Source organism: Actinomadura sp. WMMA1423 (assembly GCF_006547145.1).
Lineage (GTDB): Bacteria > Actinomycetota > Actinomycetes > Streptosporangiales > Streptosporangiaceae > Spirillospora.
On the sequence record NZ_CP041244.1, the window covers coordinates 2,458,112 to 2,483,392 of the forward strand.

The 25,281-nt window shown below is 72.6% G+C and carries 24 protein-coding genes; 5 read left to right on the top strand and 19 right to left on the bottom strand.

The window, feature by feature from the left end; genetic code table 11:
* The first annotated feature begins 1 nt into the window (after position 1).
* Complete coding sequence (locus FKD65_RS11365; protein ID WP_141577418.1) at positions 2-868, top strand: 1,4-dihydroxy-2-naphthoate polyprenyltransferase; 867 nt, start codon at positions 2-4, stop codon at positions 866-868.
* Here the strand turns inward: FKD65_RS11365 and FKD65_RS11370 are convergent.
* Complete coding sequence (locus FKD65_RS11370) at positions 832-1,842, bottom strand: DUF3995 domain-containing protein (protein WP_141577419.1); 1,011 nt, start codon at positions 1,840-1,842, stop codon at positions 832-834. The genes FKD65_RS11365 and FKD65_RS11370 overlap by 37 nt on opposite strands.
* Positions 1,843-1,935: 93 nt before the next feature.
* The gene (locus tag FKD65_RS11375; protein ID WP_141577420.1) at positions 1,936-2,610 is read right to left on the bottom strand and encodes a uracil-DNA glycosylase; all 675 of its coding nucleotides are present in this window, start codon (positions 2,608-2,610) and stop codon (positions 1,936-1,938) included.
* A 113-nt stretch (positions 2,611-2,723) separates the two neighbouring features.
* On the opposite strand from FKD65_RS11375, the gene modA reads away from it, so the two are divergent.
* From modA to FKD65_RS11390, 3 genes are all read left to right on the top strand, one after another.
* Positions 2,724-3,503: a molybdate ABC transporter substrate-binding protein gene (modA, locus tag FKD65_RS11380; protein ID WP_141577421.1), complete on the top strand. Its 780-nt coding sequence runs from the start codon at positions 2,724-2,726 to the stop codon at positions 3,501-3,503.
* Between the two features lie 145 nt (positions 3,504-3,648).
* Positions 3,649-5,718, top strand: coding sequence for an ATP-dependent zinc metalloprotease FtsH (gene ftsH / locus FKD65_RS11385; RefSeq protein ID WP_240810088.1), 2,070 nt, complete (start codon positions 3,649-3,651; stop codon positions 5,716-5,718).
* Positions 5,719-5,810: 92 nt separating this feature from the next.
* Positions 5,811-6,500: a Uma2 family endonuclease gene (locus FKD65_RS11390; protein WP_141577423.1), complete on the top strand. Its 690-nt coding sequence runs from the start codon at positions 5,811-5,813 to the stop codon at positions 6,498-6,500.
* A 16-nt stretch (positions 6,501-6,516) separates the two neighbouring features.
* On the opposite strand, the gene FKD65_RS11395 is transcribed toward FKD65_RS11390, so the two are convergent.
* Positions 6,517-7,356, bottom strand: a complete 840-nt coding sequence (locus FKD65_RS11395; protein ID WP_205718631.1) for a hypothetical protein — start codon at positions 7,354-7,356, stop codon at positions 6,517-6,519.
* Positions 7,357-7,456: 100 nt separating this feature from the next.
* Here FKD65_RS11395 and sigJ point away from each other — a divergent pair, with 100 nt between their 5' ends.
* On the top strand, positions 7,457-8,338 hold the full coding sequence (gene sigJ, locus FKD65_RS11400; RefSeq protein ID WP_141577424.1) for an RNA polymerase sigma factor SigJ: 882 nt from the start codon (positions 7,457-7,459) through the stop codon (positions 8,336-8,338).
* 8 nt (positions 8,339-8,346) lie between these two features.
* Here sigJ and FKD65_RS11405 read toward each other — a convergent pair whose 3' ends face one another.
* From FKD65_RS11405 to nusA, 16 genes are all read right to left on the bottom strand, one after another.
* Positions 8,347-8,787, bottom strand: coding sequence for a GNAT family N-acetyltransferase (locus tag FKD65_RS11405; protein ID WP_141577425.1), 441 nt, complete (start codon positions 8,785-8,787; stop codon positions 8,347-8,349).
* The gene (locus FKD65_RS11410; protein ID WP_141577426.1) at positions 8,787-9,314 is read right to left on the bottom strand and encodes a transglutaminase family protein; all 528 of its coding nucleotides are present in this window, start codon (positions 9,312-9,314) and stop codon (positions 8,787-8,789) included. The genes FKD65_RS11405 and FKD65_RS11410 overlap by 1 nt, the downstream gene beginning before the upstream one ends.
* Positions 9,314-10,051 carry a 4-hydroxy-tetrahydrodipicolinate reductase gene (gene dapB / locus FKD65_RS11415; RefSeq protein ID WP_141577427.1) on the bottom strand — a complete coding sequence of 246 codons (738 nt, stop codon included), beginning with the start codon at positions 10,049-10,051 and terminating at the stop codon, positions 9,314-9,316. Before dapB ends, FKD65_RS11410 begins: the two co-directional genes overlap by 1 nt.
* 36 nt (positions 10,052-10,087) lie before the next feature.
* Entirely contained in the window at positions 10,088-10,711 is a 624-nt protein-coding gene (locus tag FKD65_RS11420; RefSeq protein ID WP_141577428.1) for an FMN-dependent NADH-azoreductase, read from the bottom strand.
* 118 nt (positions 10,712-10,829) lie between these two features.
* The gene (locus FKD65_RS11425; protein ID WP_141577429.1) at positions 10,830-12,149 is read right to left on the bottom strand and encodes a pitrilysin family protein; all 1,320 of its coding nucleotides are present in this window, start codon (positions 12,147-12,149) and stop codon (positions 10,830-10,832) included.
* A 93-nt stretch (positions 12,150-12,242) separates the two neighbouring features.
* Positions 12,243-14,591 (bottom strand): polyribonucleotide nucleotidyltransferase, encoded by a 2,349-nt coding sequence (locus FKD65_RS11430; protein ID WP_141586747.1) that lies wholly within the window; start codon positions 14,589-14,591, stop codon positions 12,243-12,245.
* 270 nt (positions 14,592-14,861) lie between these two features.
* The gene (gene rpsO, locus FKD65_RS11435; RefSeq protein WP_021599383.1) at positions 14,862-15,131 is read right to left on the bottom strand and encodes a 30S ribosomal protein S15; all 270 of its coding nucleotides are present in this window, start codon (positions 15,129-15,131) and stop codon (positions 14,862-14,864) included.
* 456 nt (positions 15,132-15,587) lie between these two features.
* Entirely contained in the window at positions 15,588-16,529 is a 942-nt protein-coding gene (locus tag FKD65_RS11440) for a bifunctional riboflavin kinase/FAD synthetase (protein WP_141577430.1), read from the bottom strand.
* Positions 16,530-16,663: 134 nt separating this feature from the next.
* On the bottom strand, positions 16,664-17,332 hold the full coding sequence (locus tag FKD65_RS11445; RefSeq protein ID WP_240810089.1) for a hemolysin III family protein: 669 nt from the start codon (positions 17,330-17,332) through the stop codon (positions 16,664-16,666).
* Between the two features lie 91 nt (positions 17,333-17,423).
* Positions 17,424-18,296, bottom strand: coding sequence for a tRNA pseudouridine(55) synthase TruB (gene truB / locus FKD65_RS11450; protein ID WP_141577432.1), 873 nt, complete (start codon positions 18,294-18,296; stop codon positions 17,424-17,426).
* A 44-nt stretch (positions 18,297-18,340) separates the two neighbouring features.
* The gene (locus tag FKD65_RS11455) at positions 18,341-19,630 is read right to left on the bottom strand and encodes a bifunctional oligoribonuclease/PAP phosphatase NrnA (protein ID WP_240810090.1); all 1,290 of its coding nucleotides are present in this window, start codon (positions 19,628-19,630) and stop codon (positions 18,341-18,343) included.
* The gene (gene rbfA / locus FKD65_RS11460) at positions 19,627-20,148 is read right to left on the bottom strand and encodes a 30S ribosome-binding factor RbfA (protein ID WP_141577433.1); all 522 of its coding nucleotides are present in this window, start codon (positions 20,146-20,148) and stop codon (positions 19,627-19,629) included. Before rbfA ends, FKD65_RS11455 begins: the two co-directional genes overlap by 4 nt.
* 86 nt (positions 20,149-20,234) lie before the next feature.
* Entirely contained in the window at positions 20,235-20,576 is a 342-nt protein-coding gene (locus FKD65_RS11465) for a DUF503 domain-containing protein (protein WP_240810091.1), read from the bottom strand.
* A 183-nt stretch (positions 20,577-20,759) separates the two neighbouring features.
* Positions 20,760-23,798 carry a translation initiation factor IF-2 gene (gene infB, locus FKD65_RS11470; protein WP_141577434.1) on the bottom strand — a complete coding sequence of 1,013 codons (3,039 nt, stop codon included), beginning with the start codon at positions 23,796-23,798 and terminating at the stop codon, positions 20,760-20,762.
* 108 nt (positions 23,799-23,906) lie between these two features.
* Positions 23,907-24,248 (bottom strand): YlxR family protein, encoded by a 342-nt coding sequence (locus FKD65_RS11475; RefSeq protein ID WP_168221010.1) that lies wholly within the window; start codon positions 24,246-24,248, stop codon positions 23,907-23,909.
* Positions 24,214-25,263: a transcription termination factor NusA gene (nusA, locus tag FKD65_RS11480; protein WP_141586750.1), complete on the bottom strand. Its 1,050-nt coding sequence runs from the start codon at positions 25,261-25,263 to the stop codon at positions 24,214-24,216. The genes FKD65_RS11475 and nusA overlap by 35 nt, the downstream gene beginning before the upstream one ends.
* Positions 25,264-25,281: the final 18 nt, after the last annotated feature.

Here is a 25,281-nt window from a genome sequence, read left to right on the forward strand (position 1 = left end):
CGTGGCCACGCTCTCCCAATGGGTCGCCGGATCCCGGCCCCGCACCCTGCCCGCCTCCCTCGTCCCCGTCGTCGTCGGTACCGGCGTAGCCGCCGGAGCGGGCGACCCCGTCTGGTGGCGCGCGGTCCTCGCCGCGGTCGTCGCCCTCGTGCTGCAGATCGGGGTGAACTACTCCAACGACTACAGCGACGGCGTCCGCGGCACCGACGAGGACCGCGTCGGCCCGCTGCGGCTCGTCGGGTCGAAAGCGGCCCCGCCCAAGCAGGTGCTGGCCGCCGCGCTCGGCTGCTTCCTCGCCGCCGCCGTCGCCGGGCTCGTGCTGGCCGCCGTGACGACGTGGTGGCTGCTCCTCGTCGGCGCGTTCGCGATCCTCGCGGCCTGGTTCTACACGGGCGGCAGGACGCCGTACGGGTACCGCGCGCTGGGCGAGGTGTCGGTGTTCGTCTTCTTCGGCCTGGTCGCCGTGGTCGGGACGACCTACGTCCTGATCGAGGAGCTGCCGTGGGAGGCGTGGGCGGCGGCGGTGCCGATCGGGCTGCTGGCGTGCGGGCTGCTCGTCGCCAACAACCTGCGCGACATCCCCACCGACCGGGAGTCGGGCAAGCGGACCCTCGCCGTGGTGCTCGGCGACCGCTGGACCCGGATCCTGTACGCGGCGTGCACCGCGCTGCCGTTCATGTTCGTCCTGGCCCTTGCGGCCCCGCACCCGTGGGCGCTCCTGGCCCTGCTCGCGGCGCCGCTGTCGCTGCCGCCGACGCAGAAGGTGCTGGGCGGCGCGTCCGGCCCCGCCCTGATCCCGGTGCTGGGCGAGACCGGCCGGCTCCAGATCGCCTACGGCGCGCTGCTGGCGATCGGCCTGGCGCTGTGACCCTCGGCCAGTAGGAACGCGCCGGTGAGGCCCATGACCAGCCCGGCGAGCAGGCCCGTGAGGGCGGTCAGGTCGGCGGCGGCCGTGGAGTCCGAGGCGAGCATCGCAGGCCGGGCGATCGTCACGAGCAGCCCGTAGAGGGACCAGGTGAACGTGGCGGCGGCGCCGGCCCAGGCGGCGGCGAGCAGTACCGCGAACCGGCCCGGGCGCTCCGCGCGCTGGACCACCAGCACGAGCGCGGCCGCGCCGGCGAGCGCCAGCAGGCCCCACATGCCGTCGGCCGACTGCTGGGCCAGGTTCCGGTGGTCGATCGCCTCTTGGCGGAGGCCCGCCGTCCCGCCGAACGCCCAGAAGAAGTGCACGGCCGCGAACGCCGCGGCCGGAACGGTCGCTCCCCGCGCGAGGAGCACCTGCAGCGGCCTGGTCGCCCCGGCCGGGACCTCCCCGGTCCGGGCCGTGAAGACCCAGGGCCAGCGATCCCGTGCATACAGGACGAACCCCGCCAGCAGCCCGAGCCCCTGCACGGTGAAGCCGGTGTAGACCACGCCGTACACCCAGCCCTGGAGCGCGTTGTCCCCGCCCGTCAGGGGCTCGGACGAGAAGAGCGTCTGGAGCAGCGTCCCCAGCGGGACGGCGAGGACGATCGGCGCCAGCAGGCCCACCGCGACCCAGATCGGCGCCAGCACCGCCCACGCGGGGATCCGCCGCCCCCAGCGGGAGGCGAACGCCATCGCCACCAGCACGGCGGCCGCGTCCATGCCCAGCGTGATCGCGTTGCCCACGTAGAGCGCGGAGTCCTTCGCCGCGGCGGCGTCGTTCCATCCGACCGTGCTGCCGGACAGCCAGGCGGTCTTGATGGCGAGGTAGGGGACGCACGCGGCGACGGTCACCGCGCAGACGGCGAGGCGCAGCGGCCCGGGCCCGCCGTGCGCGGCGCGCGCCCGTGCGGCGGTCCGGTGAACTGAAACGGTCATGCCATGACCATCCACCGGACCGCACGCCCCGGGCCTCCCGCCGCGGGGGGAGGCCCGGGCGCGCGTTCCCCCGCGCGGGTGAGCCCGCCGCCGCTAGGCCCAGTCGACCTCGGTGCGGCCGGCGTCGACGAGGGCCTTGTTGACGGCGCTGAACGGGCGCGTCCCGAAGAACTTCTTCGCGCTGAGGGGGCTCGGGTGAGCCGACTCGATCACGGTGTGCTGGGGGCCGGTGATCAGGCGGGCCTTCTTGCGGGCGTAGGCACCCCAGAGGACGAACACCACGCGCTCGCTCTTGTCGTTCAGCGCGCGGATCGCGGCGTCGGTGAACTCCTCCCAGCCCTTGCCCGCGTGCGAGCCGGCCTCGCCGGCGCGGACGGTCAGCACCGCGTTCAGCAGCAGGACCCCCTGGTCGGCCCAGCGGGTCAGGTCGCCCGACACCGGCGCCGGTACGCCGAGATCGGCCGCCAGCTCCTTGTAGATGTTGCGCAGCGACGGCGGCAGCCGGACGCCCTCGCGCACGCTGAAGCTGAGCCCGTGCGCCTGGCCGGGGCCGTGGTAGGGGTCCTGACCGAGGATCAGGACGCGGGCGCGGTCGAACGGGCAGTGCCGGAACGCGTTGAACAGGTCCTCGCGCGGCGGGTAGACGGTCTGCCCGGCGTACTCCCCCGCGACGAACGCCTCCAGCGCGGCGGTGACGATCGGGTCGAGCAGCGGATCGAGCCGCTCGCGCCAGTCGCCGGGAAGCGTTTCCATCAGGTCGAGGGACATCGTCGGGCCTCCGAGAACGTGATCTCCAGTTGCCCGGAACACTAGTGCGGGGCTCTGACACGCCAGGGCCGAATCCAGGGACTGCGGGCGCCTCGACCCTAGGATGAGATCAAATGCCCGATTCCCCCCGTCGGCGCCGCCTCCGCGCGTCCGCGCTGCTCGCCGCGCTGGTCCTGCCCGTCCTCGGCGCGGGCTGCGGCGACCGGTCCGGGCGGGCGACGCTCACCGTCCTCGCGACCTCCTCGATGACCGAGGTGCTGGACGAGATCGGCACGCTCTACCACCAGGAGAACCCGGCCGTCAGGCTGCGCTTCGCCTTCGGCGGGACGCCCGAGATCGCCGACCGCCTCGCCGAGCACGAGCCCGCCGACGTCCTGGTGACGGCCGACGCGGCGAGCATGCAGGAGGCCGGCGAGTACCTCGCCGGGCCCCGCCGCGTCATCGCCCACGACGCGCTCACGATCGCGGTCGGGCCCGGCAACCCGCGCCGCGTCCGGGACCTGCGGGACCTCGCGCGGCCGGGCCTGCGGGTGGCGGTCGGCGCCGGGACGGTCCCGGTCGGCCGCTACACCCGCCAGGTCCTCTCCAAGGCCGGCGTGACCGTCCGGTGGACCAGCGAGGAGATCAGCGCGCGGGCCGTCCTGGACCGGATCCGCTCGGGCGAGGCCGACGCGGGGCTCGTCTTCATCACCGACCTCCGCTCGGCGGGGATCGCGGCGAGCAGCGTGCCCATCCCGGCGGACCTCAACGTCACCGCGGCCTTCCCCGCCGCCGTCGTCCGCGACGGAGACCACGCGGAGGCCGCGAACGCGTTCGTCTCCTGGCTGCTCACGGCCGAGGCGCAACGGCTGTTCAACAAGTACGGCTTCGTCACCCCGGCCGCCCCCCAGTGACCCGCGCGGGGAACGGATGGGGACCGCGTTCCGTTTACCTCCCCGGAGCCCCCGGGTTCCGGACCCGGCGCCGCGGCGCCGGGCACCAGTGTGAACACCTGAGCGCCCCGGCCCGCGGGACGCCTTGGACGGGGAGATGCGACACGTGCCGGACGAGCGACCCGCGCCACAGCCCGACGGGACACCGCGACCGAACGGGACGCCGCCGCACGGGGCGCAGCGCTCCGGGACGACCGAGCCCGGCAGGCGCCAGTCGGTGCCGCCCCGTCGCGACCCCGAGCAGCCGTGGCGCGCCGAAGGCGTCCCCGACCGGCGGGACGGCCGGGCGCGCGGGCTGCGCGGGGGCGGGTGGAGGCCGAACAGGAACAACGCGGTCTTCTGGGCGCTGCTGCTGGCCGTCTTCGGGCTGAGCTACGTCTCCATGCACCTCACCGGGCAGAAGGAGCGGGTGACGATCCCCTACACGGCGTTCACCCAGCAGGTCGCCGCGGGGAACGTGAAGGACGTCTACACCAAGGGCTACCAGATCCAGGGCCAGCTGAAGAGCAAGCGGCCCGTCCCCGGGCACGGGGAGAAGACCTACGCCTCGTTCGAGACGCTGCGTCCCGCGTTCGCCGACGACAAGATCTACACGGAGATGGTGGCCAAGGGCGTCGAGGTCGAGGCCAAGCCGGTCAACGAGGACCGCGGCCTGCTCGCCAACCTGCTGCTGTCGCTGCTGCCGACCCTGCTGTTCGTCGGCCTGTGGATCGGCGTCATGGTCTGGCTGCAGCGCCGCATGGCCGGCGGCGGGGGCGGTCTCATGGGCGGCTTCAACCGCTCCCCCAAGCCCGTGGCCCCCGACGACAAGCGCGCCACGTTCGCCGACGTCGCCGGCATCGACGAGGTCGAGGCGGAGCTCAGCGAGATCGTCGACTTCCTCAAGGACCCCGGCAAGTACCGCCGCATGGGCGCCCGCGTCCCGCGCGGCGTGCTGCTGACCGGCTCGCCCGGCACCGGCAAGACGCTGCTCGCCCGCGCCGTCGCCGGCGAGGCCGACGTCCCGTTCTACTCCGCGGCGGCCTCGGAGTTCATCGAGATGGTCGTCGGCGTCGGAGCGGCCCGCGTGCGCGAGCTGTTCACCGAGGCCCGCAAGACCGCCCCGTCGATCATCTTCATCGACGAGATCGACACGATCGGGCGGGCTCGGGGCGGCGGCGCGAGCATGGGCGGGCACGACGAGCGCGAGCAGACCCTCAACCAGATCCTCACCGAGATGGACGGCTTCTCCGGCTCCGAGGGCGTCGTCGTGATCGCCGCGACGAACCGCCCCGACATCCTGGACCCGGCCCTCATGCGCCCGGGCCGGTTCGACCGGCAGGTCGCGGTGTCCCCGCCCGACCTCGACGGGCGCGTCGCGATCCTCGGCGTGCACACCCGCGACGTCCCGCTCGCCGCCGACGCCGACCTCCTGTCGATCGCGAGGATGACGCCCGGGATGACCGGCGCCGAACTGGCCAACCTCGTCAACGAGGCCGCCCTGCTCGCCGTGAAGCGCGAGAAGGGCGCCGTGGACATGGACGACTTCCAGAGCGCGCTGGAGAAGGTGCAGCTCGGCACCCGGCGCTCCCTGGTCATGCCCTTCGAGGAGCGCCGCCGCACGTCCTACCACGAGTCCGGGCACGGCCTGCTCGGCATGCTGCAGCCGGGCGCCGACCCCGTCCGCAAGATCACGATCGTCCCGCACGGCCGGGCGCTCGGCGTCACCGTGTCCACCCCGGACGACGACCGTTACGCCTACGACGAGCGCTACCTGCGCGGCCGCATCATCGGCGCGCTCGGCGGCATGGCGGCCGAGGAGCTGGTCTTCGGCGTGATCACCACCGGCTCGGAGAGCGACCTGGAGCAGGTCACCAAGATCGCTCGCGGCATGGTGGGCCGCTGGGGCATGTCGCAGAAGATCGGCCCGCTGTCGATCCTGCCCCCGGACGGCTCGGACCCGATGGGCCAGTACGCCGCCCAGGGCACCCTGGACGCCGTCGACCTCGAGGCCCGCCGGATCGTCGACGAGTGCTACGCCGAGGCCCTGGAGACCCTCCGCGCCAACCGCGACAAGCTGGACTCCCTGGCCGCGGCCCTCCTGGAGAACGAGACCCTCGACGAGGCCGCCGCCTACGCCGCCGCCGGAGTGGACCGCACCATCCGCGAGATGGACCTCTCCAAATCCCACCACTGACCCGCCCCTCCACACGTGTTGTCTCCGGCGAGTTAACCGATCCTGGGTACGCTGACTACACACGGTCTCTAAGCTGATGGGAGCCGAGCGTGATGGAGGAATCACCTAAAGTGAACATTCTTGCCCCGGTTCACTATCACCGCGAGCTCCCCGACACCCCCTACAACCTCTGGATGCGGGACGAGCTCGCCGACGTACTGGATCTCCCCCACGACGGCACCCGTGTCGAGATCGTCGGTGGGGAGATCACCGTGTCGCCTGGGCCGGATTACGCCCACAATGTCATCGTCCGCAGCATCAACGAGAGGTTCTTCGCGGCCCAACTGCTCGACCCCGCCTTCCCGTGGCGCTGCATCCACACGCAGGACGTGAACCTGAGCGAAATCCACGATGGATACATCCCGGACCTCTGCGTACTCAGCGAGCAGAACGACCAGCAGGCCAATTCGGCGCAGCTCAAGAAGATCCTCCCGCACCATCTCACGCTGGTTCTCGAGGTCACCTCGCCGAGTACCGGCGCCGAGGACCGCCTTCCCGGTAAGAAGCGGTTCAGGCCGACCAAGTGGAACGGGTACGCGCGGGTCGGGATCCCGTTCTACCTGCTGGTCGACCGCGACCCCAGGGAAGCCCGGACGACGCTCTTCAGTTCGCCCGACACCGCGTCCGGTGACTACGTCGAGGCGGTGAGCTGGGAGTTCGGTGAGGCGGTCAAGCTGCCGGAGCCGTTCGGCCTCGAGATTCCCACCGACGAGTGGGAGCCCTGGCAGCGCGGGCAGGCCTGAGGGGCGGCTCTCCGCGCTAGGCCGGTCTGGGGAGGCCTATCGGGTTGGGGAACGGCATCTCGTTCGCCGCGGCCCTGGCCGCCGGCAGGAGGGACTCGTAGAGGCTTCTGGGGTCCGTCAGGGCCTGGTAGGGGGCGGCTGCCAGTTCGTCCGTGCGTTGTTCGATGCGCGTCTTCAGGTCGCGTCCGGCCGCGGTGGCCTCTCCCCGGTCCACCAGGCCGCGCCGGGCCAGTGACTCGGTCGCCTCGGACCAGTCCTCGGGGGACCAGCCGCGGCTTTCGTAGAACCGCTCCGGAGGGACCGTGCCCAGGGCCGACACCAGGACGTTCGCCTCCAAGCCGCTCAGTCCCTCGGCGGTGAGCAGGGCGACGTGGCCGTCCCCGCGGTGCTCGCGCAAGGACGTCGTCGTCTGCCAGAGCGCCTCTACGGGGTCCTCTGGGACGGGCAGGTCGCGGTTTGCCGCGAACAGCGGACGGCCGGAGGCGTCCGCCGCCATCACGGCCTCTTCCAGGAGCGGTGCGGCCTTGAGCGCCACGTCCTCGATGCCGGGGAAGGTTCTGCGCAGTGCGCGCGCCGCCGCGTCGCTCCTTCCCCGGAGGATGCTCTCCGGGGATGCGAACTTCCACGCGTCCGGTATGGCCCGCCGTACCCGTGCGGGGTGGAAGCCGAAGAAGGTGGCCTGGATCGTCCCCGCCGACACCGCGCCGAGCGGCGCGCCCCGGCTTCCGAAGTAGCCCATCCAGAAGCCCTTGAGGCCTGCCTCGGCGTTGGCCGCCCGGCACTCCTCGGCGAAGTAGGTCACCGCGTGCAGGGGCTCGATGACCTTCCACATGTCCCGCGCGAACGTCGCATCCACCCGCCGAACGCTAGGCCCGCCGCGAGGCCCGCACAACCCCGGTCACATCCACGCCGCGGCGTCCGTCAGGGTAATGACCAGTGGTACAGAGGGGGACGTGATGGACGAGCGCGAGTTCCTGGCCGAGCGGTTCGAAGGGCACCGCACGCATCTGAAGGCGGTCGCGTACCGGATGCTGGGCTCGCTCGCGGAGGCCGACGACGCCGTCCAGGAGGCGTGGCTCAGGCTCAGCCGGTCCGACGCGGACGACATCGAGAACCTGGGCGGCTGGCTGACGACCGTCGTGGGACGGGTGTGCCTGGACATGCTGCGCTCGCGCACGTCCCGCCGCGAGGACCCGCTGGAGGAGCGCCTCCCCGACCCGGTCGTCAGCTCCCTGAACGGGCCCGACCCCGAGTACGAGGCGCTGGTGGCCGACTCGGTCGGGCTCGCGCTCCTGGTGGTGCTGCAGTCCCTGACACCGGCCGAGCGTCTGGCGTTCGTCCTGCACGACACGTTCGGGGTGCCGTTCGAGGACATCGCGTCCATCGTCGGACGCTCCCCCGCCGCCGCCCGCCAACTGGCCAGCCGCGCCCGCCGCAGGGTGCGCGGGACGGCCCCGGAGCCCGAACGCGACCCCGCCCGGCAGCGCGCGGTCGTCGAGGCCTTCAACGCCGCCGCCCACGACGGCGACTTCGAGGCGCTCGTCGCCGTCCTGCACCCGGACGTGGTGCTGCGCGCCGACGTCGGCGCCATGCCCGGCGGCTGGACGCAGGTCGACGGCGCGCGGAACGTCGCAGGCCAGGCCCTCATGTTCCGCAGCACGGCCCCGGGCGTGCTCGTGCCCGCCCTGGTCAACGGGACCGCCGGGAGCGTGTGGTTCGAGGACGGAAGCCCGCGCTCGGTCCTGTGCTTCACGGTCGCCGGCGGCAGGGTGGCCGCGATCGACATCCTCGCCGACCCGGACCGCCTCGCCGCCCTCGACCTCGCCTACCCCGGCTGAGGCGCGCCTCAGGAGAGGGAGCGCTGGAAGAGGACTCTGGGCCTCTCCGGGCCGTCGTGGGAGGGGGCGTGCTCGACGCTGAAGCCCATGGCCTCGTGGAAGGCGATGGAGCCGGCGTTCTGAGGCGAGGTCAGGGCACGGACGGTCGTGCGGCCGTCGGCCCGGGCCAGCGCGAAGAAGTCCTCGTACAGGCGGCGGGCCAGACCGGTGCCGCGGAAGGCGGGGTTCACGCCGACGAAGTGGATGTAGGCGGTGTCGGGGACGGACGGGGAGAGGAACCCGACGAGGAAGCCCGCGAGGTCGTCACCGTGCTCGGCGACGAGGCTGGTGCGGTGCAAGTGGTCGAGGAAGAGGCGGGGCAGGATCCCGTGGACCTCGCGGCCCCACCAGGCGTCCACCACGGCGACGACGCGGTCGTAGTCGGCGGGCGCCGCCGGGCGGACGCGCATCAAAGGGCGGCGGGAAGGGCCGCGGCGTCGAGGGTCGTCATGCCCTTCAGGGCGTTCAGGACCGTGGGATGCGGGGCCGCGTGGACCGTCGGGTGGATCGGGTCGTCCGGATAGGCCAGGGCGTCGTCGGAGGCCGAGAAGTCCACGGCCGGGTCGCGGGGGTCGAGGCGGACCCAGCGGTCGTCGATGAGGGCGGCGGCAAGTCCGTGGACGAAGCCGGGGCGCTGCTGGTAGCACAGGCCCGCCTGGATGCCGCCCGCGCGCAGGAGGGCGACGTAGGCGTGGGACTGGGCGAAGCAGAGGCCGGTGCGCTGTTCGAGGACGTCCGAGGCCCGCCAGGGGACGCGGGTGTCGCCGGTGTCCATGGAGTGGGCGATCTCGTCGCGGACGTGGTCGAAGGCCGCGTGCGCGAAGGCGATGTCGTCACCGATGCGCAGCCGCGCGGCGACCGACTGGACGAGCGGGTGCTCGATGTCGATCGCCTCGGAGGCGGCGAGGTAGTCCCAGGGCTCGGCGTCGAAGTCCATCACAGGCCGAGGAGCGCCTCGATGCCGAGCGTGAGGCGGTCGAGTTCGGGGACCTTGCGGACGGCCAGCAGTACCCCGGGCATGAACGACTCTCGGTTCATCGCGTCGTGCCGGATGGTGAACAGCTCGCCGTGGCCGCCGAGGACCACCTCCTGGTGGGCGACGGCGCCGGACATGCGGACGGCGTGCACGCGGACGCCGTCCACGTCGGCGCCCCGGGCGCCGTCGACCCCGGAGGTGGTGGCGTCAGGGGACGGGGCGACGCCCGCCTCGGCGCGCGCGGCGGCCACCAGCTCCGCGGTGCGGTAGGCGGTGCCGGACGGGGCGTCCGCCTTGTTCGGGTGGTGCGTCTCGACGATCTCGACGGACTCGAAGAACGGGGCCGCCTTCTGCGCGAAGTGCATCATGAGCACCGCGCCGATCCCGAAGTTCGGAGCGATGATCACGTTCCCGGACGACTCGTCGGTCAGCCAGGAGCGGACCGTGTCGAGCCGGGGCGGGTCGAACCCGGTGGTGCCGACGACGGCGTGCAGGCCGCGCTCCACGCACCACTGGAGGTTGTCCATGACGACGGCGGGGTGGGTGAAGTCGACGACGACCTCGGCGGCGGTCAGCGCGTCGAGCGCGTCGCCCTGGTCGACGGCCGCGACGAGCTCCATGTCGTCGGCCTTCTCCACGGCACGGCACACCTCGGCGCCCATCCGCCCCTGCGCGCCCAGCACCCCGACCTTTGTCACGTGTTCCTCCTGGTTGGCCTCGCCCCGAGCCTATCGTCAGAAACGCTTGCCCAGCTCCCGCGCCTCGGCGTGCGCGGCGCGGCGGCCGCTGTCGGCGTCGGCCGTGGCGAGGTTGGGGCGGAACTCGACCGTGCTGATGTCGGTGACGCCCGTCCAGCGCAGCCAGCCCTCGAGGAACGGGGCCTGGTGGTCGCGGCCGAACTCGGGCGGACGGCCCTCGCCGTAGACGGCGCTGGTGTAGACGACGGCGGCCTTCTTTCCCTGGAGGAGGCCCGTGTAGCCCTTCTCGGGGTCGAAGCGGAACACCCATCCGGGCTGCGAGACGACGTCGATGAACTGCTTCAGGATGTAGGGGACGCTGGAGTTCCACATCGGGACGCTGAACAGGTAGCGGTCGTAGGCGTCGTAGCGCTCGAAGACCTCCCAGGCGGCCCTCCAGGCGGCGGCCTGCTCGCCGGACGGCTCCTCCCCCGCCAACACCGCCATCTTCGCCCCGGCCCCGGCGGGGCCGAACGCGGGAAGGCCGGCATCCCACAGGTCGAGGTGGTCGACGACGTCGCCGTGGGTCTCGCGGTAGGCGTCCGCGAACACCCCGGCGATCGCCAGGGACTCGGAGGCGGCGGACCGCGGGGACGCGGAGATGTGCAGCAGACGGGACATGACGGATCCTCTCGGCAAGCATACGGACCAGAGTCCGCTTACTCTGGCGAGAGTAGCGGACCCCGGTCCGTTTAACAAGTCGGCGGCCGTCCGTCCCGGGGAGGCCGGAGGCCGGCCGTCAGGCGCCGAACTCGCGGTCCCCCACCGGACCGATCACGGTGAGCGCCTGCGGGCCCGACAGCACGTCGCGGGCGATGGCGCGGACGTCGTCGAGCGTGACGGCCTCGATGCGCGCCAGCACCTCCTCGACGGGCAGCAGCGACTCGTAGACCAGCTCGCTCTTGCCGATGCGGCTCATGCGGGAGCCGGTGTCCTCCAGCCCGAGGACCATGGCGCCGCGCAGCTGGCCCTTGCCGCGTTCCAGCTCCTCGTCGGTGAGGCCCGACCCGGCCGCCCCGGCCAGCTCCTCACGGCAGATCGACAGGACCTCCTCGGCTTTGGCGGGCTGGCAGCCCGCGTAGACGCCGAAGACGCCGGAGTCGGCGTACTGGGCCGTGTAGCTGTAGACGGAGTACGCGAGGCCGCGCTTCTCCCGGATCTCCTGGAAGAGGCGGGACGACATGCCGCCGCCGAGCGCCGCGTTCAGCACGCCGAGCGCGAACCGGCGCTCGTCGGTGCGCGACGTCCCGGCGCCGCCGATGATGATGTGGGCCTGCTCGGTGTCCTTGTCGATCACCACGCTGCGCGGGTCCAGGGGCACGGGCGCGCCGTCCACCCGGGGCGCGGCGGGCGCGGCGTCGCCGTGCAGGTGCTCGGCGAACGCGCCGGACACCAGCCGGACCACCTCGTCGTGGTCGATGTTGCCCGCCACCGACACCACCAGGTTGGACGGGACGTAGTGCTCCCGGTAGTAGCCGTGGATCCGGTCCCGGGACAGGTCGTTGATCGACTGCTCGGTGCCGAGGATGGGGCGCCCGAGCGGGGTGTCGCCGTACAGCGCCGTGGCGAACTCGTCGTGGATCAGGTCGCCCGGGTCGTCGTCGCGCATGTGGATCTCTTCGAGGATCACGCCGCGCTCGGCCTCGACGTCCTCGGGGCGGTTCACCGACGCCGCGACCATGTCGGAGACCACGTCCACGGCGAGGGGGAGGTCGGAGTCCAGGACCCGCGCGTAGTAGCAGGTGTACTCCTTGGCGGTGAACGCGTTGAGGTCGCCGCCGACCGCGTCGATCGCCGCGGAGATCTCCAGCGCCGACCGCCGCCTCGTGCCCTTGAACAGCACGTGCTCCAGGTAGTGGCTGGCGCCGGCGTCGGCGGGGGCCTCGTCGCGGGAGCCGACCGCCGACCAGATGCCGAACGCGGCCGAGCGCACGGTCGGCATGGTCTCGGTGATGATCCGCAACCCGCCGGGCAGGACGGTGCGGCGCACCGCGCCGGCGCCGTCGGTGTGGATCGTGGTGGTGGTGCCGGGCTCCTGCGCCCTCGCCGGCAGGGTCACGTGTCGCTCACATTCCGTCGGGGGAAAGCGACCGGCCGGCCGTTCCGCGGCCCCATCGGGGCTGCGGAGCCGGCCGGCCGGTCATGGCCTGGATCAGGAGTTGCGCTGGCCGGCGTCGTCGGAGCCGCGGCGGGTACGGCGGCGGCGCGGGCCACCGCGCCCGTCGTCGCGCCGCTCCCGGCGCTCGCCGGAGTCGCCGTCGCCCTCGCCGGACGCGGCCGGGGCCTCCTCGCCCGCGCCCCCCTCGGCGCGCTCGGCCTTGTCGGCGTTCTCCCGCTCGACCACCTCGACCGGCACCAGCGACAGCTTGCCGCGCTGGTCGATCTCGGTGACCTCGACCTGGATCTTCTCGCCGACGCCCATGACGTCCTCGACGTTCTCGATCCGGGCGCCGCCGTGCAGCTTGCGGATCTGCGAGACGTGGAGCAGGCCGTCCTTGCCGGGCAGCAGCGACACGAACGCGCCGAACGTCGTGGTCTTGACCACGGTCCCGAGGAACCGCTCGCCGACCTCCGGCATGTGCGGGTTGGCGATCGAGTTGATCGCCTGCCGCGCGGCCTCGGCGGACGGCCCGTCGGTGGCGCCGACGTAGATGGTGCCGTCGTCCTCGATCGTGATGTCGGCGCCGGTGTCGTCCTGGATCGAGTTGATCATCTTGCCCTTGGGGCCGATGACCTCGCCGATCTTGTCGACCGGGACCTTGATCGTGATGATCCGCGGCGCGTTCGGGCTCATCTCGGCGGGCGCCTCGATGGCCTCCTGCATCACGTCCAGGATCGCCAGGCGGGCGCCCTTGGCCTGCTTCAGCGCGGCGGCCAGCACCGAGGCCGGGATGCCGTCGAGCTTGGTGTCGAGCTGCAGCGCCGTGATCAGGTCACGGGTGCCGGCGACCTTGAAGTCCATGTCGCCGAACGCGTCCTCGGCGCCGAGGATGTCGGTCAGCGTGACGTACTCGTCGCCCTCGTTGATCAGGCCCATCGCGATGCCCGCCACCATCTGCCGGAGCGGGACGCCCGCGTCCAGCAGCGACATGGTGGACGCGCACACCGAGCCCATCGAGGTGGAGCCGTTGGAGCCGAGCGCCTCCGACACCTGCCGGATCGCGTACGGGAACTCCTCGCGCGAGGGCAGCACCGGGATCAGGGCGCGCTCGGCGAGGGCGCCGTGGCCGATCTCGCGGCGCTTCGGGGAGCCGACCCGCCCGGTCTCGCCGGTGGAGTACGGCGGGAAGTTGTAGTTGTGCATGTAGCGCTTGGTGCGCTCGGGGTTCAGCGTGTCGATCGTCTGCTCCATGCGGAGCATGTTCAGCGTCGTCACGCCGAGGATCTGCGTCTCGCCGCGCTCGAACAGCGCCGAGCCGTGCACGCGCGGGATGACGTGCGCCTCGGCGGTCAGCTGGCGGATGTCCTTCAGGCCGCGGCCGTCGATGCGCAGCCCGTCGCGGATGACCCGCTCGCGGACCAGCTTCTTGGTGACGGCGCGGTAGGCGGCGGAGATCTCCTTCTCGCGCCCCTCGAACTGCTCGGCGAGCTTCTCGGCGGCGGCCGCCTTGATCTCGTCGAGCCGGGCCTCGCGCTCCTGCTTGCCGGCGATGGTCAGCGCCTGGGACAGGTCCCCGCTGACGGCGTCGGTGACGGCGGCGAGGACGTCGTCCTGGTAGTCCAGGAAGATCGGGTACTCGGCGGTCTCCTTCGCGGCGACGGCCGCGAGGTCGCTCTGCGCCTTGCACAGCACCTTGATGAACGGCTTGGCCGCCTCGAGGCCCTCGGCGACGGTCTCCTCGGTCGGCGCGGTCGCGCCCTCGCCGACGAGCCGGATGGTGTCGCGGGTGGACTCCGCCTCCACCATCATGATCGCGACGTCGCCGTCGGGCAGCACCCGGCCGGCGACGACCATGTCGAACGTCGCGCGCTCCAGCTCGGGGTGGGTGGGGAAGCCGACCCACTGGCCGTCGATCAGCGCGACGCGCACGCCGCCGATCGGGCCGGAGAACGGCAGCCCGGCCAGCTGCGTGGACATCGAGGCGGCGTTGATCGCCACGACGTCGTACAGGTGGTCGGGGTGCAGCGCCATGATCGTCTCGACGACCTGGATCTCGTTGCGCAGGCCCTTGGTGAACGACGGGCGCAGCGGCCGGTCGATCAGCCGGCAGGTCAGGATCGCGTCCTCGGACGGGCGGCCCTCACGGCGGAAGAACGAGCCGGGGATGCGCCCGGCCGCGTACATCCGCTCCTCGACGTCCACCGTCAGAGGGAAGAAGTCCAGGTTCTCCTTGGGCTTCTTGGACGCGGTGGTCGCCGAGAGGACCATCGTCTCGTCGTCGAGGTAGGCGACGGCGGAGCCGGCCGCCTGCCGGGCCAGCCGGCCGGCCTCGAAGCGGATGGTGCGGGTGCCGAACGTGCCGTTGTCGATCACGGCTTCGGTGCTCTGCGCACCGTCGATGCGCACGGCTTCTGTCACGGGAAACCTCCAGGGTTCCATGTCGGTCCTCGCGGCCGTTTCCCGTTGGCTGTCACGCTGCCGGTCTTCGATCGAAGCACCCGGATCGAGAGCGCCGCCGACGCGGCGGCACGGATCCGGAAGCCACTACCGAGGACCGGCCCGCACCAGCGGTGTCCGCGAGGCTTGTCTGAAGTTTGGGCGGCCGGGGCCGGGCGGGCCCGCCGGCCATATGAGGGAGGGAGCGGCCCGGCGGGCCACTCCCTCACCGTGCTAGCGGCGCAGCCCGAGTCGCTCGATCAGCTGCCGGTAGCGGTTGATGTCCTTGTTCGAGAGGTACTTCAGGAGCCGGCGACGACGTCCGACCAGCAGCAGCAGACCGCGGCGGCTGTGGTGGTCGTGCTTGTGCTCCTTCAGGTGCTCGGTCAGATCGTTGATGCGGCGCGTCAGCAGCGCGACCTGGACCTCCGGGGATCCGGTGTCACCCTCAGTGGTCGCGTACTCGGCGATGATCTGGTTCTTGGTGGCGGTGTCGAGCGACACGTGGCTCCTTCGATGGATTCGTCACCCGCAGATCCAGGCCCGGTGGGCGCACGGGTCCGCATGGTGCGTGTTAAGAGGGTGGCGGGCCGCATGAGGGTGCAGCCAGCCGCGCCGGGGCCCTTCCCGGCGACTCTTCACCGTACCATGTCGTGTTAACGGCAAGACCGGACCGAAGTGCTCGCCTGGCGGCTCGCACCTCGACCGTTCTTGGGCGAGTGCGGCCTCGCTTCGCGAGCTTCCCAGTGGGGCTCGCCTTCGGCTTCGCCCCACCGGTCAGGTCGCGCACTCGCGCGCCGGCTGAGGTCCTCTCGGGTCAGCGTCGTCCCACCGGTCAGGTCGCGCCCTCGCGCGCCGGCTGAGGTCCTCTCGGGTCAGCGTCGCCCCACCGGTCAGGTCGCGCGCGCTCGCGTGACCGTCGAGCTTTCCTTGCAGCGAGGCGGGGCGCTTGGGACAGGGTCAGGACGTGATCTCCCTGGCCCTCGCCACGTCCCGGTGCATCTCCTCGATCAGGGCCTCTATCGAGTCGAACTTCAACGTGTCCCGGATGCGGGCGGTGAAGTCGACGGCCATGTGCTCGCCGTAGAGGTCCAGGTCGTCGCGGTCCAGGGCGTAGGCCTCGACGGTGCGCTCGCCCGCGCCCTCGAAGGTGGGGTTCGTCCCGATGGAGATCGCGGCCGGCCAGCGGAAGCCGGGGTAGCGGTCGGAGTCGCACACCAGCCAGCCGCCGTAGACGCCGTCCGCCGGGATCGCGGTGTGCGGCAGCGTCTCCAGGTTCGCCGTGGGGAACCCGAGAGCGCGGCCCCTCTGGTGGCCCCGGACGACGACGCCCTCGACGCGGTGCGGGCGGCCGAGCGCGTGCGCGGCGGCCTCGACGTCGCCCGCGTCGAGCCGTCCCCTGATGTAGGTGGAGGAGATCGTGTCGCCGTCGGCCACGAGCGGCATGCCCTCGGCCGTGAAGTCGTACTTCTCGCCGAGCTCCCGCAGCAGCGCCACGTCGCCCTTGGCCTTGTGCCCGAACCGGAAGTCCTCGCCGACGATCACATGGGCGGCGTGCAGCCGGTCGACCAGCACCGACTGGACGAACTCGTCCGGCGCCACCTTCGACAGCTCCAGCGTGAAGGGCACGACCACGACCGCGTCGGTGCCGAGGCCCTCCAGCAGCTCGATGCGGCGCCTGGTGGTGGCGAGCAGCGGCGGGTGCGTGCCGGGCCGGACGACCTCGTCCGGGTGCGGGTCGAACGTGATCACCACAGAGCGCAGCCCGCGGCGGCGCGCCTCCTCGGCGGCGGCCCCCACGATCCTCTGGTGGCCGCGGTGCACGCCGTCGAACACCCCGATCGTGATCACCGAACGGCCCCAGTCTGCGGGAACCTCGTCGAGGCCATTCCAGCGCCGCACCATGCTCTCCCTGCGTAGGACGTTCCTGTCCGGTACTCCTGCCGTCCTCAAGAGTGCCATGCGGGCACGGCGCCGGTCGCACCCAGGGTGCGTGGTGTGCGGCACCCGGCCCGGGACGGGCCGGGTGGACGCGGTCAGCCGGACTGGTAGACGACGAGGGACACCGCGATGTACTGCAGCACGTAGGCCGCCAGCGTGAAGGCGTGGAACACCTCGTGGAACCCGAACCAGTCCGGGAACGGGTCGGGGCGGCGCAGCCCGTACACCACTCCCCCGACGCTGTAGCAGATGCCCCCGATCGCGACCAGCAGGCAGGCGGCCAGGCCCGCCCCGGACAGGAACTGCGGCAGGAACAGCACCGCCACCCAGCCCAGCACGATGTAGAGGCTCACGTAGAGGAAGCGGGGGGCGCCGATCCAGGTCGTCCGGAAGACGACCCCGGCGATGGCCCCGGTCCACACGATGACGAGGACGGCGAGGCGCACGCCGCCGTCCAGCGCCACGACCGCGAAGGGCGTGTACGTCCCCGCGATGATCAGATAGATGTTGGCGTGGTCGAAGCGGCGCAGCACCTCGATCAGCCGGTGCGACCGCTGCCGGTGGTACGTTCCCGAGATCCCGAACAGCATCCCCGATGTCGCCACGTACACCGCCGACGCCAGCCGCGCCTGCGGGCTCGGGCCGAGCGCCACCAGCACGAGCCCCGCGACGAGCACCGCCGGGAACGCGCCGAGGTGCAGCCAGCCGCGCAGCCGCGGCCGGGTTGGGGACGCCACCGGGGGGTGGTCTTTCACCGTGGTCACGGAACACCTCCTCACAAACCTACGCACACGTAGGTTACGCGAGCGTAGGTTGCCCGCGCATCCCCCTGCCCGGTGATGCTCGCCACGACCGTCAGGGGACGAACACGGCGAGCGGCTTGGCCACCGGGCCCCGCTCCTCGACGAGCGCGAGCAGCGTCCCGTCCGGGGCGAAGACGCCCACCGGGCCCGGCCCGAGGCCGGTGGCCGGCAGGCGCCCGCCGTGGGCAACCTTGCGGGCGTCGTCCTCCGACACGTCCCGGCGCGGGAAGACCGCCGCCACGGCCTCGGCCATGGGCAGGATCTCCAGTTTCTCGCCGAGCTGGTCGAGGGTGCGCGCCATGGACAGGTCGTAGGGCCCGACGCGGGTCCGGCGCAGCGCGGTCAGATGGCCGCCGCAGCCGAGCGAGGAGCCGAAGTCGCGGGCGAGCGCCCGGATGTAGGTCCCGGAGGAGCAGGAGACCGTGGCGTCCACGTCGACCAGGTCGCCGTGCCGCCGGACATCGGTGATCGTGAACTCGTCCACGGTCACCGGGCGGGCGGCGAGCGCCACGTCCTCGCCCTTGCGGGCCATCTTGTAGGCCCGCTCCCCGTTCACCTTGATCGCGCTGACCTGCGGCGGGACCTGCTGGATCGTCCCGGTCAGCTCCGCGACGCCGGCCCGCAGCGCCTCCTCGGTGACGGCCCCGGCCGGCGCGGTCGCGATGGTCTCGCCCTCCGCGTCGTCGGTGTTGGTCGACTCGCCCAGCCGGATCGTGGCGTCGTAGCCCTTGCGGGTCAGCGCGAGGTGCCCGAGCAGGCGGGTGGCCTTGCCGGTCCCGAGGACGAGCACGCCCGTCGCCATCGGGTCGAGCGTGCCCGCGTGCCCGACCCGCCGGGTCTTCGCCAGCCGCCGCATCCTCCCGACGACGTCATGCGACGTCCACCCGGCGGGCTTGTCCACGATGACGAGTCCCGAGTTGTCCACGCGCGCTCCGCTTCCAGTCGTCGGCCTGCCGTTCGCCGGCCTGTTCAGTCGTCGGTCTCCACGCCGCCGGGGACGCGCAGCGCGGCGCGCAGCCGGTCGATGATCCAGGCGGGTTCCCCGCCCATGGTGAAGGCGGCGGCGGTGCGGTGCCCGCCCCCGCCGAGTTCGACGCAGGCGCGGCCCACGTCGACCGAGCCCTTGGAGCGGGTGGACACGTACCACTCGCCCCGGTCGTTCTCCTTGCACACGACCGCGACCTCGGCCTCGTCGGTGCGCCTGAGCTGGTCGATGACCCCTTCGAGCTGGTCGTAGGGCACATCGCGGGCGTCGCGGTCCGACCGCGTGACCGTCGTCCACACCAGGCCGAGGCCGCCGGCGGCGTCCCGCTCCAGCCGGGCCCGGGAGAGCGCGCTCGCGAGGACCTGCAGGTAGCCGAACGGGGCCCGGTCCCACAACTCCCGGCTGACCGTTTCCGGCCGGACGCCCGCGGTCAGCAGCCGTCCCGCCAGGTCGTGGACCTCGGGGGTGGTGCAGGGGTACTTGAACGATCCGGTGTCGCTGGCCAGGCCCGCGTACAGGCCCTGGGCGATGTCGCGGTCGAGCGGCACGCCGAGCCTGCGGATCAGCTCCTCGACCAGCACCGCCGTGGCGGCGGCGGCCGGGTCGACCAGCCGCACGCCGCCGAAGCCCGTGTTGGACGCGTGGTGGTCGATGACGATCAGGGCGCCGGCGCGGTCGGCGGTGGCGGCGAGCGAGCCGAGCCGGGCCCGGCCCGCCGCGTCCAGCGAGATCATCAGTTCCGGGGCGCGCGGCACCCGGGCCGGCTCGACCAGCAGCTCCTGGCCCGGCAGGAACCGCAGGATCGCCGGGACGCCGAACGGCTCGCCGAACGAGGCCAGGCAGCGCTTGCCGCACGCCCGCAGCGCCCGCCCGAGCGCCAGCATCGAACCGAGCGCGTCGCCGTCGGGCGACACGTGGCAGGCGAGGCAGATCTCGTCCGTGCGGCGGATCAGCTCGACCGCGCGGTCCCAGTCGAGCTCCGCGGGCGGCGGCCCACCCGGCTCGGCCGACGGACCGGGCCGGGACGCCGGAGGCTGCGCGGGCGGCACGCCGACCTCGAAGGCGGTGCCGGGCGTGGCCGCGGGCGGCACGCCGGGCTCGGACATCGCGGATCCGTACATCGCCCCGGGCCGCAAAAGCGGACCCGGGTCGGTGAGCCCACCGGGCCCGGGCGGCGTGGCCGTCCGGGCGGGCGCGCCCCATCCCGGCCGTGCGCCCGGCTCGGGCAGGCCGCCCGGCTCGGCGTGGGTCGCGGTCTCGGCCGGGTCGTTCACGACGACGGGCGTCCGGAACGGCCGTCCTCACCGTCCCCCGCGGCGTCGTGCCCTTCGGGGCCGGGTTCGTCCTCGTCGAGGTCGTCCTCGTCGTCGCCGGAGCCGGGCTCGCGGTAGGGGTTCGCGTCGCCCGCCGGGGACGCGCCCTGCGCGGCCCGTGCCACCTCGGCGTCCCGGGCGCGGGCCTGGGCCAGCAGGTCGTCGATGTGCGCCGCGTTCTCCATCAGGGAGTCCATGACGAAGGTGATGCTGGGCGTGTGGCGGACGCCCGTCTTCCTGCCCACCTCCGACCGGATGACGCCCTTGGCGCTCTCCAGCGCGGCGGCCGTCTCGGCGCGCTCGCCATCCGACCCGTACACCGTGTAGTACACGGTGGCGTCGCGCAGGTCGTTGGTGATGCGGGTGTCCGTCACGGTCACGAAGCCGAGCCGCGGATCCTTGATCCGCCTCTCCAGCATCTCGGCGACGATCTGCTGGATGCGGTCGGCGAGCTTGCGCGCCCGAGCTGCGTCCACCATGATCGCACTCCCTTTCTATGGTCTGAGCGGGAAGGTCGGTCCCCGCTCCTTCATTGTGAGGCGGCGCCCGCCTGCGCGCCCGGCCGTCAGTCCTCGCTGCTGAACAGCCGCTGACGGGCGGACAGCAGTTCGATCTCCGGCCGTCCGGCCACGAGCCGCTCGCACTGGTCGAGGACCTCGGTGCAGTTCGACGCCGTGCCCGACACCACCGCCACCCCTATCTCCGCCCTGCGGTGCAGGTCGTGGTCGCCGGTCTCGGCGACGGCCACCGCCGGGAAGCGCTTGTGCACCTCGGCGATGACGGGACGCAGGACGGACCGCTTCTGCTTCAGCGAGCGGACGTCTCCCAGCAGCAGGTCGAGCGTCAGCGCACCCACGTACACCTGGTCGATCACCTCGGTCATCAGAGTTGGAACGACGGAGGTCATCCGCCGTGTTCCCAGCCAATCCCGGCGAACCAGAAAGGCTGGACATGACTGACGCCAGGCTAGAAGATCCGCCTGGCGCCCTGTCACCCGATTTAACGATCATGTCGTCGGCGTGCCCTGACGGGCCGCCGGGCCGGCCGCCCGCGCGGCCCCTCGCGGGGCCGCGCGGACCTGCCGTCCGCCTCAGTCGCGGGGCTTCTCCCGCATCTCGAAGCACTCGATGACGTCACCGAGCTTGATGTCGTTGTAGCCGACACCGATGCCGCACTCGAAGCCCTCGCGGACCTCGGTCGCGTCGTCCTTGAAGCGGCGCAGCGACGACACCGTGAGGTTGTCGGCGACCACGACTCCGTCGCGGACGAGGCGGGCCTTGGCGTTGCGCTGGATGATCCCCGACAGGACCATCGAGCCCGCGACGTTGCCGATCCGCGGGACCTTGAAGATCTCGCGAACCTCGGCGGTGCCGAGCTGGGCCTCCTCGAACTCCGGCTTGAGCATGCCCTTGAGGGCCGCCTCGATCTCCTCGATCGCCTGGTAGATGATCGAGTAGTACCGGATGTCGACGCCCTCGCGGTCGGCCAGCTCCTGCGCGTTGCGCTCCGGCCTCACGTTGAAGCCGATGATGACCGCGCCCTCGGACGCCAGCGACAGGTTGACGTCGTCCTGCGTGATCGCGCCGACACCGCGGCGGATGATCCGCAGGTTGACCTCTTCGCCCACGTCGATCTTGAGGAGGGAGTCCTCCAGCGCCTCGACGGAACCGGACACGTCGCCCTTGAGGATGAGCAGCAGCTCCTGCCGGTCGCCCCGCTCCAGGTCCCTGAACAGCTCTTCCAGGGAGCTGCTCTTGCGGCTCTTGAGCAGTTCGGCGTTGCGCTTGCGCGCGACCCGCTTGTCGGCGATCTGCCGGGCGACCCGGTCGTCCTCGACGACCAGGAAGTTGTCGCCCGCGCCGGGCACGGCCGCGAGGCCGAGCACCATCACCGGACGGGACGGGCCCGCCTCCTGGACGCTGTTGCCGTTCTCGTCGAGCATCGCCCGGACGCGGCCGTTGGCCACGCCGCAGACGATCGAGTCGCCGACCCGCAGCGTGCCGCGCTGGACCAGCACGGTCGCCACGGCGCCCCGGCCCTTGTCCAGGTAGGCCTCGATGGCCGAGCCCTGGGCGGGCATGTCGGGGTTGGCCTTCAGGTCGAGCTCGGCGTCGGCGGTCAGGACGATCGCCTCCAGCAGCCCGTCGATGTTGATCCCCTGCTTGGCGGACACGTCGACGAACTGCGTGTCGCCGCCGAACTCCTCGGCGACCAGGCCGTACTCGGTGAGCTGCGCCCGGACCCGGTTCGGGTCCGCGCCCTCGACGTCGATCTTGTTGACCGCGACGACGATCGGGACCCCGGCCGCGGTGGCGTGGTCGATCGCCTCGGTGGTCTGCGGCTTGACGCCGTCGTCGGCGGCGACCACCAGCACCACCAGGTCGGTGGTGTCGGCACCGCGGGCACGCATGGCGGTGAACGCCTCGTGGCCCGGGGTGTCGATGAAGGTGATCTTGCGCTCCTCGCCGTCGACCTCGGTCTCGACCTGGTAGGCGCCGATGTGCTGGGTGATGCCGCCGGCCTCGCCCGCCTGCACGTTGGCGTTGCGGACGGCGTCCAGCAGCTTCGTCTTACCGTGGTCGACGTGGCCCATGACGGTGACCACCGGCGGACGCGACTGGAGGTGCTCCTCGCCGCCCTCGTCCTCGCCGTAGTCGATGTCGAAGGACTCGAGCAGCGCGCGGTCCTCGTCCTCGGGGCTGACGACCTGGACGTCGAAGTCCAGCTCGAGCCCGAGCGCCATCAGGTCGTCGGGGTCGACCGACTGGGTCGCGGTCACCATCTTGCCGAGGTGCATCATGATCGCGACGAGCGACGCCGGGTTGGCGCCGATCTTCTCGGCGAAGTCGGTCAGGGACGCGCCCTGCGGCAGCCGGATCGTCTTGCCGTTGCCGCGCGGAGCCGAGACGCCGCCGACGGCGGGCGCCTGCATGTTCTCGAACTCTTGACGACGCGCCCGCTTCGACTTGCGCCCGCGTGCCGGGCGCCCGCCGGGCCGCCCGAAGGCTCCCTGCGTGCCGCCGCGACCGCGACCGCCGCCACCGGGACGGGGGCCGAAGCCACCGCCGCCGCCCGGACGACCGCCGGCACCCGCGCGGGGGCCGCCGAAGCCGCCGCCGCCACCGGGACGACCGCCGCCACCGGGACCGCGACCGCCGCCGCCCGGACCGCGGCCTCCGCCGCCGGGACCGCGACCGCCGCCGCCACCGCCCGGTCCGCCGCGCCCTGGGGCGCCCGCGGGCCGCGAGGACGGCATGTTCATCGGGCTCGGACGCGGACCGCCCGGCCGGGGCGGCATGCCGCCCGGGTTCGGGCGCGGACCGCCGGCGCCAGGGGCGCCGCCCGGCCGCGGGCCGGGACGCGGACCGCCCGCGGGCCCTCCGCGCTCCGGACGGTCACCCGCCGGACGGGGGCCGGGACGCGGCCCCGGCTTGGGCGCCTGGCCCATGCCGGTGTTGGTCGAGCTGAACGGGTTGTTGCCCGGACGCGGCCCACCGGGACCGCGGCCACCGCCGCCGCCCTGGCGCGGTGCGGGGCGCGGGCCGGGCTTCGGCGTGCGGGGACCCGGCTTCGGGCCGCCGGGCGCGCGGTTGCCGGCCCCGGTGCCCGGCGCGGACGCGGGCGGAGCGCTCGGCCCCTGCGCCGCGGGCGCGTTCACCGGCGTGCTCGGCGCCGGCGGGACGGGCGGGCGCGGCGCCGGCTGCGGGCCGGGCCTGGGCGCACCGCCCTGGCCGCCCTGACCGCCCTGACCGCCGGATCCGCCCGGAACGCTCGGAGCGCCCTGGCCGCCGGAACCACCCGGACCGCCCGTAGCCGGACGGGGGGCCGGCCGCGGGCCCGGACGGGGTCCGGGACGCGCGCCCTGAGAATCGGAACCGCCGCCGGAGGGACCCGGACGCGGCGGTGCGGACGGGCGCGGAGCGGGCTTCTTGCCCGCGGCCCGTCGGTCTCCCTGCTTGGGAGAGGAAGAAGAATTTGAGAAGGCTTCTGTCAGCCTGCGAACGACCGGCGCCTCAATCGTGGAGGACGCCGACCGTACGAACTCGCCCATTTCCTGGAGCTTGGCCATGACGACCTTGCTCTCTACTCCGAACTCCTTGGCGAGTTCATAAACCCGGACCTTCGCCACTGCACTCCCTACTCGGTCCGGGGGTGCGGCCTCCGGACCGTCGCTAACTTGCCGTACTCATCGCGGCGTGCTCATCGAGCGCTCATAGCAATCTCGACCTGCTTCCGACTAGACGTCGCTTACCATTCGGCCATCCTGCTGCCGTGCGGCGAGGGCCGCAACTCGCTCCCGCAGCGGACCGGCGTCGAGCGGGCCCGGCAGGCGGAACGCCCGCGGGAACGCCCGACGCCTCTCTGCGAGTGCGAGACACTCCGGATCGGGATGCAGATGCGCACCCCGGCCCGGCAGCCGCCCGCGAGAATCGGGGACGATGACGCCCTCGACCACCACAAGGCGCAGCAAGTCGGACTTGACCGTGCGAACCCGGCAACCCACACACGTGCGAACAGGGGCCACCCGGCCACGTCCCATGAGTCTACCGCGCCGAGGCGTCGGCGGGGCCGGTCGCATGCTCTCCTGACGCAGAAGATCCAGATTCGCCGGGTCCGGCGCTGTTCGGGGGCGTCTGTACGGGCTCGGTGTCGGACCGGATGTCGATCCGCCAGCCGGTGAGCCGGGCGGCGAGCCGCGCGTTCTGCCCTTCCTTGCCGATGGCGAGGGACAGCTGGTAGTCGGGGACGACCACCCGGGCGACCCGGGCGTCGGCGTCGACCACCTCGACACTCGAAACACGCGCCGGGGACAGGGCATTCCCGACGAACTCCGCGGGGTCCTCCGACCAGTCCACGATGTCGATCTTCTCGCCGTGCAGCTCGCCCATCACGTTGCGGACCCGGCTGCCGAGCGGGCCGATGCAGGCCCCCTTGGCGTTCACCCCGGACTTGCGCGACCGGACCGCGATCTTGGTGCGGTGGCCGGCCTCCCGGGCGATCGCCGCGATCTCCACGGTGCCGTCGGCGATCTCCGGGACCTCCAGCGCGAACAGCTTGCGGACGAGGTTCGGGTGGGTGCGCGACAGCTGCACCGAGGGGCCGCGGTGGCCCTTGCGGACCTGCACCACGTAGGCGCGCAGCCGCTCGCCGTGCTCGTAGCGCTCGCCGGGCACCTGCTCCTGCGGCGGCAGGATCGCCTCGATCTTGCCGAGGTCGACCAGCACGTTCCGCGGGTCCTTGCCCTGCTGGATGATGCCGCTGACGATGTCGCCCTCGCGGCCGGCGTACTCGCCGAAGGTCAGCTCGTCCTCGGCGTCCCGGAGGCGCTGGAGGATCACCTGCTTGGCGGTGGTCGCGGCGATGCGGCCGAACCCCGTCGGGGTGTCGTCGTACTCGCCGACGGCGTTGCCCTCGTCGTCGGTCTCGGTCGCCCACACGGTCACGTGGCCGCTCTGGCGGTCCAGTTCGACGCGGGCCTTCGGCGCCGCGCCCTCCGTTCGGTGGTAGGCGATCAGAAGTGCGTCTTCGATGGCCTTGACGGCCACGTCGAGCGAGATGTCCTTCTCGCTCTCCAGGCCCCGTAGGGCGGTCATGTCGATGTCCACGAGAGT